The sequence below is a fragment of the Streptomyces sp. WMMB 322 genome, assembly GCF_900090145.1.
Taxonomy (GTDB): domain Bacteria; phylum Actinomycetota; class Actinomycetes; order Streptomycetales; family Streptomycetaceae; genus Streptomyces.
This window is the reverse complement of the sequence record NZ_FMHI01000004.1, coordinates 196,591-210,728: the sequence shown is the minus strand read 5'-3', so window position 1 is coordinate 210,728 and position 14,138 is coordinate 196,591. Positions and strand designations below refer to the sequence as shown.

10 protein-coding genes and 1 tRNA gene are annotated in these 14,138 nt (G+C 70.0%); 1 reads left to right on the top strand and 10 read right to left on the bottom strand.

Annotated elements, in window-relative coordinates:
* Positions 1 to 30: 30 nt before the first annotated feature.
* The 7 genes from H180DRAFT_RS08935 to H180DRAFT_RS08905 form a co-directional block, all read right to left on the bottom strand.
* Positions 31 to 405 (bottom strand): VOC family protein, encoded by a 375-nt coding sequence (locus tag H180DRAFT_RS08935; protein WP_055485445.1) that lies wholly within the window; start codon positions 403 to 405, stop codon positions 31 to 33.
* Between the two features lie 117 nt (positions 406 to 522).
* Positions 523 to 2,046 carry a lysine N(6)-hydroxylase/L-ornithine N(5)-oxygenase family protein gene (locus H180DRAFT_RS08930; RefSeq protein ID WP_079099954.1) on the bottom strand — a complete coding sequence of 508 codons (1,524 nt, stop codon included), beginning with the start codon at positions 2,044 to 2,046 and terminating at the stop codon, positions 523 to 525.
* Positions 2,043 to 3,794, bottom strand: coding sequence for a pyridoxal phosphate-dependent decarboxylase family protein (locus tag H180DRAFT_RS08925; RefSeq protein WP_074466702.1), 1,752 nt, complete (start codon positions 3,792 to 3,794; stop codon positions 2,043 to 2,045). Before H180DRAFT_RS08925 ends, H180DRAFT_RS08930 begins: the two co-directional genes overlap by 4 nt.
* Positions 3,795 to 4,043: 249 nt before the next feature.
* Complete coding sequence (locus H180DRAFT_RS08920; RefSeq protein WP_254665937.1) at positions 4,044 to 5,888, bottom strand: coagulation factor 5/8 type domain-containing protein; 1,845 nt, start codon at positions 5,886 to 5,888, stop codon at positions 4,044 to 4,046.
* 276 nt (positions 5,889 to 6,164) lie between these two features.
* Entirely contained in the window at positions 6,165 to 8,708 is a 2,544-nt protein-coding gene (gene pepN, locus H180DRAFT_RS08915) for an aminopeptidase N (RefSeq protein ID WP_055485627.1), read from the bottom strand.
* A 58-nt stretch (positions 8,709 to 8,766) separates the two neighbouring features.
* Positions 8,767 to 9,537 (bottom strand): hypothetical protein, encoded by a 771-nt coding sequence (locus tag H180DRAFT_RS08910; protein WP_055485626.1) that lies wholly within the window; start codon positions 9,535 to 9,537, stop codon positions 8,767 to 8,769.
* 110 nt (positions 9,538 to 9,647) lie between these two features.
* Positions 9,648 to 9,720: transfer RNA gene (locus H180DRAFT_RS08905), tRNA-Leu, on the bottom strand.
* A 113-nt stretch (positions 9,721 to 9,833) separates the two neighbouring features.
* On the opposite strand from H180DRAFT_RS08905, the gene H180DRAFT_RS08900 reads away from it, so the two are divergent.
* Entirely contained in the window at positions 9,834 to 10,493 is a 660-nt protein-coding gene (locus H180DRAFT_RS08900; protein WP_055485625.1) for an ANTAR domain-containing response regulator, read from the top strand.
* Positions 10,494 to 10,641: 148 nt separating this feature from the next.
* Here H180DRAFT_RS08900 and H180DRAFT_RS08895 read toward each other — a convergent pair whose 3' ends face one another.
* Genes H180DRAFT_RS08895 through H180DRAFT_RS08885 form a run of 3 tightly spaced genes read right to left on the bottom strand, consistent with a single transcriptional unit; the run spans position 10,642 to position 14,134 of the window.
* Complete coding sequence (locus H180DRAFT_RS08895) at positions 10,642 to 11,358, bottom strand: ABC transporter ATP-binding protein (protein WP_107097604.1); 717 nt, start codon at positions 11,356 to 11,358, stop codon at positions 10,642 to 10,644.
* Positions 11,355 to 12,296: an ABC transporter ATP-binding protein gene (locus tag H180DRAFT_RS08890; protein WP_055485443.1), complete on the bottom strand. Its 942-nt coding sequence runs from the start codon at positions 12,294 to 12,296 to the stop codon at positions 11,355 to 11,357. Before H180DRAFT_RS08890 ends, H180DRAFT_RS08895 begins: the two co-directional genes overlap by 4 nt.
* Positions 12,293 to 14,134, bottom strand: a complete 1,842-nt coding sequence (locus H180DRAFT_RS08885) for a branched-chain amino acid ABC transporter permease (protein ID WP_254665936.1) — start codon at positions 14,132 to 14,134, stop codon at positions 12,293 to 12,295. Before H180DRAFT_RS08885 ends, H180DRAFT_RS08890 begins: the two co-directional genes overlap by 4 nt.
* Between the last annotated feature and the right edge of the window lie 4 nt (positions 14,135 to 14,138).

Genomic DNA, 14,138 nt, shown 5'->3' with positions numbered 1-14,138 from the left:
ACGGCACCGGCCCCCGCCGGGCATCATGGATCATTCCGGCCCGTCAGGCCGATGGCAGACGGCCTCCACGTTGTTGCCGTCGGGGTCGCGCACGAAGGCGCCGTAGTACGACCCGTGGTACTCGGGCCACAGCCGCGGCGCGTGCAGCACCTGCGCTCCGGCCTCGACCGCGGCCTCGTGAAAGGCGTCGACCGTGGCACGGTCCGCCGCAGCGAACGCGATGTGCATCTCCCGTGCCTCGCCGCCGGTCGTCGGGCCCAGCCAGAAGGCAGGCCCGGTGCTGCCGTAGCCGATGACCTCCCCGAAGTCGAGGACGCGGCCGGCGCCCAGGGGTGCCAGGACGGCGTCGTAGAAGGCGGCCGCGGCCGAAGGGTCCTGCGTCTGAATCGAAATGTGATCGAACATCCCGGCAGTCTTCCACCCCGGAGGTGCGCTGTCAGCGGCTCTCACGAATCGGCGTCACGACCCTGGAATCCCGGAACGGGTGACCTGTGACCCTGCCGAAGATCACTGCGCCAGGTGTCATGTCATGCGCAGCGGACGGAACTGCGCATGCTGCCGGTCCGCCCGCTCGGCCACACCGGGCGAGCCGTTGGCGAGCGCACCCTCCGGACGCAGCCCGAACGTCGTGAACGCCGTGCGCCGCGGGAGGCGGTAACGCTCCTCGCCCGTCAGCGAGTTGAGGATCACCGCGCTGCGGTGCGCAGCCAGACCCAGATCGGGCGCCCCCACGCCGTGCGTGTGCCGCTCCGCGTTCTGCACATACACCACGCCCGACACCGACGGGTCCGTCACCAGCCGGTACTGCTCGTCGACCCGGATGCGCTCCGAAGCGTCCCGCCGCAGCCACGGCTCCAGCGACGCCAGCACGCCCCCCAGCGGACGTTCGCGGTACCCCGTCGCCAGAACCACCGCATCCGTCGCCAGCCGGGTGCGGACCTCCTGCTCGGTGTGCTCCAGATGCAGCTCCACCCGCGTCGCACCGATCCGCCCCGCCGTGCGGACCGCCACCCCAGGCGTGAGCACCGCATCCGGCCAGCCCCCGCCCAGCGTGCGGCGGTACAGCTCGTCGTGGATCGCGGCCAGAGTGCCGTGATCCACGGCCTTGTGCAGCTGCCACTGCCGGGGGACCAGACCGTCCCGCACCGATTCGGGAAGGCCGTGGAAGTAACTCGTGTAGTCCGGCGTGAAGTGCTCCAGGCCCAACTTGCTGTACTCCATGGGCGCGAACGCCGCGCTGCGCGTGATCCAGTGCAGTCCCTCCCGGCCCGCGGGGCGCCGCCGCAGCAGATCGAGGAAGACCTCCGCCCCCGACTGGCCCGACCCGACCACCGTGACGTGCCCGGCCTCCAGCAGCCGCTCACGATGCTCGAGATACGCCGAGGAGTGGATGACCGGCGCGCCGGCACCCACCGACGACGCCAGCGAGCGCAGCGGCTCCGGCACATGCGGCGCCGTACCGACGCCCAGCACCAGATTGCGCGCATACGAACGGCCCTGCGCCACGGCGCCGTCGGCCTGCCGGCGGGTGAAGTCGACCTCGAACAGGCCCGCTTCGGGATGCCACCGCACGGCGTCCACGCGGTGGCCGAAGTGGAGGCCGTCCAGCCCTTCGCACACCCAGCGGCAGTACGCGTCGTACTCCGCGCGCTCGATGTGGAACCGCTCCGCGAAGTAGAACGGGAACAGCCGCTCCTGCGCCTTGAGGAAGCTGAGGAAGGACCACGGGCTCGCCGGGTCCGCGAGAGTGACCAGATCGGCCAGGAAGGGGACTTGGAGCGTGGCGCCCTCGATGAGCATGCCCGGATGCCAGTGGAAGCCCTCCCGCTGCTCGTAGAACGCGGTGCGCAGCCCCGGAACGCCGTGGGCGAGCGCGGCGAGGGAGAGGTTGAACGGGCCGACCCCGATGCCCACGAGATCGAGCGGCGGCGACACGGGCCCCTCGGCGGGCCCCTCCGCGTCGGGCCGCCGCTGCCCCGGCACCGCGGACGTCAGCTTGGCCGCAGCGGGAGGCCGGGCCGTGCGCGGTTCGTCGGCTGTCGTCATGAACGATGGCTCCTCGCGGTACTGGTGCTGGTGCTGCTGTCGACGGACGCGGGCCGACGCGGCGGCCACAGCGAAGCCGAACCGGCCGCCGTGGCAGGCGAAGCCGGACCGGCCTCGGCAAGGGCCGGAGCCACAACGGCCTCGGAGGGTGCGGAGGCCGGCACCGCCCCGGGTCCTGCGGGAGACCGGCCCGTCGGTCCTGCGGGAGACCGGCCCGTCGGTCCTGCGGAGGACCGGCCCGTCGCGGGGAGGGCGTCGCGCACCAGCTTCAGCAACGACTCCAGATCGCTGCTGCGCGCGTACGGATTGAGCAGCGTCGCCTTCAGCCACAGGCCCTCACGGCCGGTTCCGCCCCCGTCTCCGGACGAGCACGCGCCGATGCCGGCCCGGCCCAGCAGGGCGGTGCCCTCCGACATCAGGCGTCGCCTGACCGAAGCCACCGTCGCACCGTCCGCCCCCACCGGACGGAACAGCACCGTCGACAGTTCCGGCCTGGTGAACAGCTCCAGCCCCGGGTCGGCGTCGATGAGTTGCGCCAGCGAATCCGCCACTGCGCACGTCCGTTCCACGAGCTCTCCCAGCCCGCTGCGGCCGAGGGCGCGCAGCGTGACCGCCACCTTCAGCACATCGGCGCGGCGCGTCGTACGCAGCGAACGCCCCAGCAGATCCGGAAGCCCGGCGTCGCAGTCGTCGTCCGCGTTGAGATAGTCGGCGCGGTGGCCCAGAGGCGACAGGTCCCGCCCGTCCGGCACCACGAAAATCCCCGCCGCCACCGGCTGCCACCCCAGCTTGTGCAGATCGAGCGTGACACTGTCGGCCCGCTCCAGCCCCGCCAGAAGCGGACGCAGCCGCCGGCTGAAGAGCAGCATTCCGCCGTACGCCGCGTCCACATGCAGTCGCGCGCCGAACTCCCGGGCCGCTTCCGCCAGTTCCCCGAGAGGGTCGACGGCTCCCGCATCCGTCGTGCCGGCGGTGGCGACCACCAGGACGGGAGTATCCCGTCCCTGCGCGGCGAGCGTCGCACGCAGCGCACCAGGGTCGAGTGCCCCGCCCGGCGCCGGCACACGCACCGGCTCCGGCAGACCCAGCAGCCACGCCGCGCGGTGCACGCTGTGGTGCGCGTTCGCACCGCACAGGACCCGGACGTCCGGGCCGAGCCGCTCACGGGCCAGCAGCAGACCCAGCTGGTTCGACTCCGTGCCACCCGTCGTGACCAGCGCGTCCGGTCCCGCGTCCCGGCCGCCGGCTGCCCCGTCGCCGCACGGGCCGCCGTCGCCCCCGGACCCGTCGTGGTAGACGAGCCGCGCCAGCGCCCTGCACGTCCACGCCTCCAACTCCGAAGCCGCAGGCGCCTGATCCCACGAGTCCAGCGAGGGGTTCAGCGCACTCGCCCCGAGCTCCGCGGCCGCCGCGACCGCGAGCGGAGGACAGTGCAGATGCGCCGCGCACAGCGGATCGGCCGGATCGGCGGCCCCCTCCGCGAGCAGCCTCACGAGCGACCCCAGTGCCTCCCGCGCGCCGGTGCCCCGCTCCGGGATCACACCACTGCGCAGCACCTCGGCGACACCGGCGGCCACCCGCCGCGGACCTCCGCCCGGCAGCGGACCGCAACGCCGCAGCGCACCCTCCTCCAGGGCGTCGATCACCGCACCGGCCAGCGGACGCAGCGCGGCGGCTCCTTCGGTGCCGCCGGCGAGCGGCGGAGCGATGGCACCGTCGGTGGGCCCGGAGGAGGGCGGGAGCGGCATGAGCGGTAGTCCTTCGCCGACGCGGACCAGCAACTCCCGGCCCGGCGAGACACACAGGCGCGTGCCCGCCGACCGGGAGGAGTTGGTGAGGTGGCCCTAACTTACGTGCGCACGAAGCCCGTTGATCTCGATCCGGGCCCGGTTCGCCCGAAGGGGTGATCCTCACGGCGGAGGCTCCCCGGGACCCGCTCGCCCCGGGGAGCCTCCCGACTCGTCAGGCGGCCGACGCGGTCCCGCGCGGCTCGCCCGTCACGGATACGCCGTGACCGTGGCCACGTTGCTGTCGGCGTTCGCCGGCCCCCCGGTGCCGTTCACGACGTGCTCGATCGTGCCCGTCCCGCCGAGCGAGACCGACGTCATGTGATGCATCTTCACACCGTCCGCCCGCGGCACCTCGAAGGAACGCTCCGCGACGACCGACTCGTCGACGTTGAAGAAGCAGTAACTCCCCAGCCCGAAAGCCTGGTGGTCGGTGACCGACTCGCCGACCTTGTAGGCGGCGAAGCCCCGCGTGTCACCGTTCATCCACGCGTCCTGGTTCGGCGGGTCGTAGGGCATCTCGTTCTGGAAGAAGTAGGTGCGGCCGCGCTCGCCGTTCCAGATGACCTGGTACTTCTTGTAGTGCTCGGCGAACAGCCCGTACGCGCTCACGTCGTCGCCGTTGACGATCAGGCCCGTGTCGGCCGGATTGGTGTCCCAGCCGACGCCGTCGCCGTGGTCGGCGCGCCACAGCCACAGGTGGTCGGCCATCACGTGCGAGCTGTTGATGACGAGACTCGTCTCCGACTTCGCCGCGCCGATGCCGCCGATGCGGATGAACACGTCGTGCAGCGACGTCGGGTTGGAGGAGTGGTCCGCGTCGGCCCCCTTCGGACCGACCTCGACCAGCGTCGGAGAGTTCTCCTTCCCCGCATCGACGAGGAACCCGGCGAGCTTGACCCCGTCCACGTCCGCGACCCTCAGTACCGCGTTGCCGCTCGTCGGGATGAGCGTCGCCAGGCCCAGACCCAGCACCACCGTGTTCTTCTTCGTCACCGCCAGCGGCTCGTCCAGCTCGTACACGCCCGGCGTCAGCAGCAGATGCTTCCCGTCCGCCAGCGCCGAGTTGAGCTTGCCGGCCGATTCGCCGGGCTGCGCGATGTGGAAGTCGCCGACCGGCAGGGACTCGCCCTCCGGAGCACCGCCGGACCAGCTCGTGCCGGCGGAGTCCTCACGCAGCGCCGGCACGAACACCTGGTACCCGCCGTCCTCACCGACGTACAGGTAGGGCTTCTCACGCAACCTCGGCGTCGCCTCGACGGTGGTGTACGGGGGAGAGGGAAAGCCATCGCCGCTCGGGGCGTTCTTCGCACCCACGAAGACTATGTTCCAGTTCGAACCCGACCAGCTGCCCCACTCGGTGTTGCGTGAGAGCCACTGCTGCTGCGAACCGGAGCGCACCTGCCCGTCCACGACGGTGTCGGCCATCAGGCCGCCGCTGGACCAGCCGCCGTCGTCCAGCTCCAGGTCGCCCCTCACGTGCATGCGGCGGTACGGAGCCGCCTGGGAGACCGCCCAGCGGTCCTTCCCGCCCGACGGGGTAACCGAGAGGCCCTCGGCGCAACGCCAGAAGTTCTGCGTGGCGTTCCCGTCGAACCAGTCCGCCTCGGCGTGGACCGCGCCGGAGATCTTCACATCGTCGGGAGTCAGCCCCAGCCCCGCGACCTGCGTGAAGAAGCCGACGTTCACATCGGCCTCGTACGAGCCCGGCTTGAAGAGGAAGGCGTGGCGGCCCTCGCCGAACTGGGCCTCCTCCTGCTTCTTGAAGACCGAGTCGACCTTTGCCTGGATGTCCTCGGCGGAGGTGTCCGGGCCGAAGACGGAGACGTTCGGACCGAAGTCCGGCTCTGCGGCGGAGGTGCCCTGGCCGGAGAGGGCGCTGACGGCGGAGGCCGTCCTGGGAGCGGCGACTGCACCGAGGCCGCCGAGCCCTGCAGCGGCCAGCGTCGCCAGCACCGTACGGCGGCGGACGGCGGGGCGGGACGGTGAGGCCTGGGCGCCCGGCACTTCGCCGGGCCCCTCGATGCCGTGGGGCGAGTGGGGTGTGGGGGACATACGGGTCCAACTCCTCGACGGTGTCAGGATGGTGAGAGGACCGTAGGTCTGGACTAATATATGGTCAAGGCTAAAATTAAGACCTGAGAAAAGTGAAGCACACAACGACCGGACCCGGCAGGGCCCAGCCACAAGCCCCAACAGGGAGGCCCCCCACCACCGTTCCGCCGATCCCACCGCCCGGCCCGGCGACACTCGCGGCCCCAGGAACAGGCGACACCCGCCGCACCAGGAACAGTCGCCCCCGCGGCGGCACCGCAGCCCCGGCCCACCCCGTCACCGCAGCTCAGCGCACTCCCGCACCCGCAACGCCCGCCGCAGGTCATCCAGCTGATCGGCCAACTCCCGCCGCAGCGTCGGCGTCACATCCTCACCCGCCGCACAATCCGCCCCACGCCGCAGCACCCCCTCCTCGACGACCGTACGAGGAAACGCCAACCGCCCCACGATCGCCGCCACAGCAGCACCACGCCGCGCCGCCACCGGAACCGCATCCGCGAAATACCGCTCCGCGAACCCGCCTTCCTCCAGCAACTCCCGCTGCTCCGCCTGCCAGAAACCCTGCGCCGTCGCCCGCAGCAGATAGTTCGACAACTCGTCCGAGGCGAACATCGCCTCCCACGCCGCCTCCTTCTCCGCCGCGTCCGGCAACGCCGCCCGGCAACGCGCCGCGCCCTCCCGGCCCGTGGCACTCGGATCAGCCGCCAGCTCCGCGTCGATCTCCGCCCCACCCACCGCACCCAGCACCGACAGCCGCAGCAGCAGCCGCCACCGCAACTCCGCGTCCAGCACCGGCCCCCCGGGCACCGAACCCGCCTCCCACCAGCCGTACAACTCCCCGGCATCCACAGCACAGTCGATGAACTGACGCGCCGCCGTCAGACGCATCCCGGCCGCCGCCCCCTCACCGGACCCGCCCCCGTCCGTACGGGCCAGCACCTCCCGGCACACACCCGTCAGCAACTCCAGCGCCCCACCGCGCCGTTCCGCCGGCAGAAAGCGGTCCGCGACCGTGCCGCGCGCGAACGACAGCACGCTCTCCAGGACCGACACCTCCGGCTCCGACGGAGCGTGGTCCCGCACCGCCTCCAGGAACTCCCCCGGCGGCAGCTCCGCGTCCCGCACCATGTCCCGCGCCGCACTCCACGTCACCGCACGCGACAGAGCATCCGGAAGCCCCGACAGCGCCTCGCGCACCGTCCGCCACGAGACCTCGTCCAGCCGCACCTTCGCGTACGTCAGATCCCCGTCGTTCAACAGCAGCAGATCAGGACGCGGCCCCTCGGCGACCACCACCGACTCCGCCTCGTCCGCCGCCACTTCACGCTCGAGACGCTCCCGCAGCACCAGACGGCCCGGCTCCGCCGGAGCCACGTCGTACAGCCCCAGCCGCAGCAGATGCGGACGGCTCCCCTCACGGCGCAGCGCCACCGACCACCGCCCCCCGTCCTCACCGACCCGCGGCGAGAACGTGTCCACACCGGTCGTGCGCAGCCAGCGCTCCGCCCACCCCGGCACATCACGGCTCGACGCCCCGGCAAGCGAGTCGATGAAATCCGACAGCGTCGCATTCCCGAAACGATGCCGCGTCAAATGCGTGTTGACGCCCATCAGGAAGTCCTTCTCACCCAGCCACGCCACCAGCTGGCGCAGCGCCGACGCCCCCTTCGCATACGAGATGCCGTCGAAATTCAGCAACGCCGAAGCCGTGTCCGGCACCGCCCCCGGCTCCGGCGCCACCGGATGCGTCGACGGACGCTGATCCGCGTCATAACCCCAGCCCTTGCGCGCGACCGCGAAATCCGTCCACAAACCCGTGAATCGCGTCGCCTCGTGCACAATCTGATAACCCATGTACTCGGCGAACGACTCGTTCAGCCAGATGTCCTCCCACCAGCGCAGCGTCACCAGATCCCCGAACCACATGTGCGCCATCTCGTGCGCCACCGTCACAGCACGAGTGCACCGCTCCAGCTCCGTCACCGCCGACCGGAACACGTACTCGTCCCGCAGCGTCACCAGGCCGGGATTCTCCATCGCCCCCGCGTTGAACTCCGGCACGAACGCCTGGTCGTAGGAGTCGAAGGGATACGGCTCGTCGAAGACCTCGTGATACCGGTCGAAACACCGCCGCGTGATCTCCAGCAGTTCCCCGGCATCCGCATCCAGGAACTCCGCCAGCGAACGCCGCACATGAAGCCCGAACGGCAACCCCGCATGCTCCGTACGCACCGAGTGGTACGGCCCCGCCACCACCCCCACCAGATACGTACTCAGCCGCGGCGTCGGCGCACACTCCCAGCGGCCCTCGGAGACCCTGCGTGCGACACCGTTGCCCAGCACCGTCCAGTCCTCCGGCGCCGTCACCGCCACCTCGAAGACCGCCTTCAGATCCGGCTGGTCGAAACACGCGAACACCAGCGGCGCATCGTCCAGGAAGCACTGCGTGTACAGATACACGAGCCCGTCCGCCGGGTCCGTGAACCGGTGCATGCCCTCCCCGACCCGCGAATACGGCATCCGCGCCTCCACGCGCAGCTCGTGGGCCCCCTCCGCGAGACCCCGCAGCCACAGCCGGCCGTCCGCGAACGCACTCGCCGCATCCAGCGCCACTCCGTCCAGCTCCGCACGCAGCAGCTCGACGGGACGCACCTCCAGGAACGTGTCCGCCCCGCCCCGGCCCTCCTTCACCGAGAAGTGACCGGTCGTCGCCGACCCGAACACCTCCTCGCCGCACGTCAGATCGAGATCGACGGCATACCGCTCGACATCGAGGAGCCCGGCCCGCGTACGCGCCTCGTCGCGCGTCAGTGATGACATGCGGGCCATGCTGCCGCAGTGCGGGTGCGGACGCACCGCAGTAAACCGCCTCCGCCGATCAGTACTTGGGGCCGACGTGTGCGTCCATCAACGCGACGGAGGCGCGGCGTGCGACGGAGATGTTGAGCGGGTCGCCGCGCCGGGTCAGGACAGTCCACTCCACACCGAGCCGGTCCAGGGTGTCGGTGTAGATCTTCCTGATGCCGTCGGACTTGTTGGTGAAGAAGTAGCGAGGGTATTCGTAGCGCTTGCGTTTCCCCGCAGTTGTTCGCGTCGTCCAGTTCGTGATGCGGCAGCCGTCCGAGTGGATCAGCCCCCGTACGAGACTCCACGGGTGCGCCTCGACGATCTGCTGCTGCCACGGCTCGAGTTCGATGCACCGTTCGTGCTTCCTGCCCGGGCCGTGCTGAGGGAACAGGCATGGCCAGTGCGGGTTGTACGCCGTGACCGCGACGCAGCCCTGCCGCTGGACCCGGAAGACGTTGTTTCCAGGACGGACTGTCTTGACCGCCCGGGCACATTCGTCGATGAGTCCCGGCCAGGCGTCGGCGCATGCGATGCGCAACGAGTACGTCCTCGCGAGCCGGCTGACACATCCGTCACCGAGGTAAAGGCCGAGGAGATAGGCATAGCCGGGTCCGTCGGCGGGAGGAACGGGAGGGTTGGCGCACCGGCAGCACTGGGCCGCACCGGGACGCAGCGGCAGCAGCCGCCCCTGCCAAGTCCGAAGCGCCCACCGGGAGATGCCGGTCTGCTTGCTCACGGAGTTGAGGCTGCGCCCCTGCGCGACGAGAGCCAGGGCCTGCTTACGGATTGTGACGTCGTACATGCACGCGAGCATGTCGAGCTGATGTACGACGTGCAGGAATTCGAGGCCGGATGCCTTCGTGCGAAGGAAGATCAGCGATATCGCTTGCAGTCTTGGAATCGAAGGTGAAGTGCCCCGGGTCGGATTCGAACCGACACTGAATGGGTTTTGAATCCATCGCCTCTGCCGTTGGGCTACCGGGGCGAGCAGGAAATTGAAGGTTCATGCCCTCCTGCTGTGTGGCCACCTTACAGGACCCCGGTACCCTCGTACCTCCCACCTGTGCGGAAACGAGGAGCCCAGTGAGCACCGCGGACATCCCCGAGCCTGACAACTCCGTCGCCGACGCCTCCGCTGCCGGTGAACAGAGTGCCCATGTGCCGCCGCTGACCACGCGGGTGGTGATCGCCGAGGACGAGGCGCTGATCCGGATGGATCTGAAGGAGATGCTGGAGGAGGAGGGCTACTCCGTCGTCGGTGAGGCGGGTGACGGGCAGCGCGCGGTTGAGCTGGCGCGGGAGCACCGTCCGGATCTGTGCATCTTCGATGTGAAGATGCCGGTGCTGGACGGGATCTCGGCGGCGGAGCAGGTCGCGGAGGAGAGCATTGCGCCGGTGCTGATGCTGACGGCTTTCTCGCAGCGGGAGTTGGTGGAGCGTGCTCGTGACGCGGGTGCGATGGCGTACTTGGTGAAGCCGTTCAGCAAGAGCGATGTGGTGCCGGCGATCGAGATGGCGGTGTCGCGGTTCACGGAGTTGCGGACGCTGGAGAAGGAGGTCGCGGATCTCTCCCAGCGTCTGGAGACGCGGAAGCTGGTGGACCGGGCGAAGAGTGTGCTGCAGACGCAGTACGGGCTGACGGAGCCGGCCGCGTTCCGCTGGATACAGAAGACGTCGATGGACCGGCGGCTGTCGATGCAGCAGGTCGCCGAGGCTGTGATCGCGGACGGCGAGGAGCGCAAGCGGCGGGAGCGGTGAGCCCAGGAGCGGTGAGCCGGGTCTGAGCCCGGCCGGGTCCGGGCCGGGCCCGCCGTGCGGCAGGGTGCCGGTCTCACCACAAGGTCGAGCGGGCCGCCCCCGGAATCCGGGGGCGGCCCGCTCGCGTGTGCCTGTGCGGGGCCGGGGTTCAGTCCTCGCCGAGGTAGGCCTTGCGCACGGATTCGTCGTGCATGAGTTCCTCGCCGGTGCCGGAGAGGGCGATGGTGCCGATCTCCATGACGTGGCCGTGGTCGGCGAGGGACAGTGCGGCCTGGGCGTTCTGTTCGACGAGGAGGATCGTCGTGCCCTGTGCCTTGAGCTCGGTGATGGTCTCCATGATCTTCTGCATCATGATCGGGGAGAGGCCCATGGAGGGCTCGTCGAGCATGAGCAGCTTGGGCTGTGACATCAGGGCGCGGCCCATGGCGAGCATCTGCTGCTCGCCTCCTGAGAGGGTGCCGGCGGCTTGGCCGCGGCGTTCTCCGAGGATGGGGAAGAGGCTGTAGGCGCGTTCGATGTCCCGCTGGATTCCTGCCGTGTCCTTGCGCAGGAAGGCGCCGAGCTGGAGGTTCTCGGCGATGGTGAGGCGGGGGAAGATGCGGCGGCCTTCGGGGGAGTGTGCGAGTCCCTTGGCGACGATCTTGTGTGCGCCCATGTCGTTGATCACTTCACCGTCGAAGGTGATCTTTCCGGCGAGGGGCTTGAGGAGGCCGGAGAGGGTGCGCAGGGTCGTCGTCTTGCCGGCTCCGTTGGTGCCGATGAGGGTGACGACCTGGCCGGCTTCGACGCTGAAGGAGATGCCTTTGACGGCTTCGATCTTGCCGTAGGCGACGCGGAGGTCGTCGACTTCGAGGAGTGGCATCAGGACCGCTCTCCCTTCGGGTTCTCGTCGCTCCCGGCGGGGGTGGCCGTGGCCGTTCCGGTTGCGGCTGCGTCGCCGCCGCGGGTTTCCGCTTCGCGGACTTCCGCGGCTTCTGCTTCGCCGGGTTCCCCTTCGAAGGGTGTGCCGAGGTAGGCGGCGACGACTCGTTCGTCGGCCTGGACCGACTCGGGTGAGCCTTCGACGAGTTTCTCGCCCTGAACGAGGACGGCGACGCGGTCGCAGAGGTTGAAGATGAAGCGCATGTCGTGCTCGATGACGAGTACGGCGGTGCCGCCTTCCCGTACGGCGAGGACGAGGTCGCGTGTCGCGCTGGTCTCGCCTGCGGTCATGCCTGCGGTGGGCTCGTCGAGGAGGAGCAGGCCGGGTTCGCTGGCGAGGGCGCGGGCGATTTCGAGCTTGCGCTGTTCGCCGTAGGGGAGGTTGCGTGCGAGGTGATCGCGCTTGTCGGCGAGGCCGGTGAACTCGAGGAGCTCCATGGCTTTTTCCTCGGAGGTGCGTTCGGCCTTGCGGAAGCCGGGGCCGCGCAGCAGTGCGGAGAGCAGGCCTTCCTTGGTGCGTGTGTGGCGGCCGACGAGGACGTTCTCCAGGACCGTCATGTTGGCGAAGAGCCGGATGTTCTGGAAGGTGCGGGCGATGCCTGCCTTGGTGACCAGGTGGGAGCGGTGCGGCAGCACTTTCCCTTTGTAGGCGACCTGGCCTTCGGTCGGTATGTACAGGCCGGTGAGGCAGTTGAAGAAGGTGGTCTTGCCGGCGCCGTTGGGGCCGATGAGGCCGACGATCTCGCCGCTGTCGACGTTGAGGTCGACGTTGCGCACGGCGGTGAGGCCGCCGAAGCGCATGGTGACTCCGGTGGCCCGCAGCACGTCGGTGCGTCCTGCGGGCGCGGCGTCGTGTACGCCGGTTGTCGTGGTGGTGGTCATCGTGATGCCTCCGTCTTGCTGAGGCCGGGGCCGCCGGTCGGTACGTCGAGCTGGCCGGTCTCGTGGAATTCGAGCTTCTTGCGGCGGTCCGCGAGGAGGCCTTCGGGGCGGTAGCGCATCAGGAGTACCAGCGCCAGTCCGAAGAGGAGGAGTTGGTATTCGCCGATGAACTGGAGTTTGGCCGGGATCAGGTAGAGCAGTGAGGCGCCGACGAGGGGTCCGCTGACGGTTCCCATGCCGCCGAGGATGACGGCGGCGAGCAGGAACGCCGAGTTGGGCGGTACGACTTCGACGAACTGGTACTGCTCGGGCGTCACGGACGAGGTGACGTGTGCCTGCACGGTGCCGGCCATGCCGGCGAGGGTGGCGCCGAGCGCGAAGGCGATGAGCTTGACGCGGAAGCCGTTGATGCCCATGGCGCGTGCGGCGGTCTCGTCCTCGCGTACGGCTACCCATGCGCGGCCGATGCGGGAGCGGTCGGCGCGGCGGAAGATCGTCACGATGATGATCGTGAAGAGGAGCATGAGCAGGTAGTAGTTGGCGAACGGGCCGAGTTCGACGCCGAGGACCGTGTGGTCCTCGCCGAGGTCGAAGCCGAGGATCACCAGGTCGGGGATGTTGGCGATGCCGTTGGCGCCGTTGGTGACGGAGGGGCCGGAGGAGCCGTCGAGGTTCTCCATTCCGATGCGGAAGATCTCGCCGAAGCCGAGGGTGACGATGGCGAGGTAGTCGCCGTGCAGCCGCAGTGTCGGGGCGCCGATGACGACGCCGAAGACGAGTGAGGCTCCGGCGCCGGTGAGGACGGCGGCCCAGAAGGGGAATTCGACGCCCAGCACGGAGGTGTTCGATCCGGAGACGAGTGCTGCCGCGTAGGCGCCGACGCCGAGGAAGGCCACGTATCCGAGGTCGAGGAGCCCGGCGAGGCCGACGACGACGTTGAGGCCGAGTGCGACGGTGGCGAAGATCAGGATGTTGGCGGCGACGGAGGTGTACTGGTCGCTGCTCTGGGTGAAGGGGAAGCAGGCCGCGGCGACGAATGCGGCGGCGAAGGTGACGTTGCGGTGCTTGCCGGTGATCTTCGCCAGTCGCTGTGTGAGGCCTGTGCGTGCGAGTGCGGTGGCGGCGAAGCCGACGAGGATCAGGAAGCCGATGAACAGTTCGCCGTACGGGGTGTCGATGCCGTAGGTGAAGGCGAACAGGGCGATCCCGAACGTGACGGCGATGATGAGGAGTTCGGCCCAGGCGGGCAGTTCCCGTGCGGGTTGCGGCGCGGGTGCCTTGAGGGTGTGGCGGAAACGCTGCCAGGCGCCGGGGTCGCGGAGTGCGGGGTCCGCGGGGTCGAAGGGCTGGTCGGCTCGTAGGCCGAGGGCGCCGACGAGGGTGACGAGGCTGGCGAGTACGGCGACCCACATGCCTGGTTCGAAGTTGACGAGTCCGCCGAGTACGACGGCGATGGCGCCGGCGGTGAACCAGGCGACTCCGAGGGTTCCGGCGGCCAGCAGCACCACGGGTGCGGTCCTGCCGCCGGGTGTGAGCCAGCGCAGTCCGCGTACGCCGTTGCCGGCGAGCAGCACGGCGAGGGTGAGGACCGACCCGATGAGGGTGAGGGTCTGCAGGTCGACGGGTGAGCCGTAGTAGGTGAGGTCGCCGGGGAATTCGGCGGTCCAGGTCCAGGCGAGCATGGTGCTCGCGAGGGTTCCGAGGGCTCCGGCGGCGGTGATGATGCGGGCCGCCTTGGGGGGCAGCGGGAGGGTGCCGGGGGCGCCGGTGGGGTCGAGGGGTTCGGCCGGTGTGGTGGCGGGGTCGGTGGTGCCCGCTTCGGGGTTGGTGGTTGCCATCGCT

What these genes read in the sequence shown, in the direction of transcription:
- H180DRAFT_RS08910 (WP_055485626.1), bottom strand. Translation starts at nt 9,537, where the DNA reads ATGTACGACGTCACAATCCGTAAGCAGGCCCTGGCTCTCGTCGCGCAG.
- H180DRAFT_RS08935 (WP_055485445.1), bottom strand. Translation starts at nt 405, where the DNA reads ATGTTCGATCACATTTCGATTCAGACGCAGGACCCTTCGGCCGCGGCC.
- H180DRAFT_RS08885 (WP_254665936.1), bottom strand. Translation starts at nt 14,134, where the DNA reads ATGGCAACCACCAACCCCGAAGCGGGCACCACCGACCCCGCCACCACA.
- H180DRAFT_RS08920 (WP_254665937.1), bottom strand. Translation starts at nt 5,888, where the DNA reads ATGTCCCCCACACCCCACTCGCCCCACGGCATCGAGGGGCCCGGCGAA.
- H180DRAFT_RS08930 (WP_079099954.1), bottom strand. Translation starts at nt 2,046, where the DNA reads ATGACGACAGCCGACGAACCGCGCACGGCCCGGCCTCCCGCTGCGGCC.
- H180DRAFT_RS08890 (WP_055485443.1), bottom strand. Translation starts at nt 12,296, where the DNA reads ATGACCACCACCACGACAACCGGCGTACACGACGCCGCGCCCGCAGGA.
- H180DRAFT_RS08925 (WP_074466702.1), bottom strand. Translation starts at nt 3,794, where the DNA reads ATGCCGCTCCCGCCCTCCTCCGGGCCCACCGACGGTGCCATCGCTCCG.
- pepN (WP_055485627.1), bottom strand. Translation starts at nt 8,708, where the DNA reads ATGTCATCACTGACGCGCGACGAGGCGCGTACGCGGGCCGGGCTCCTC.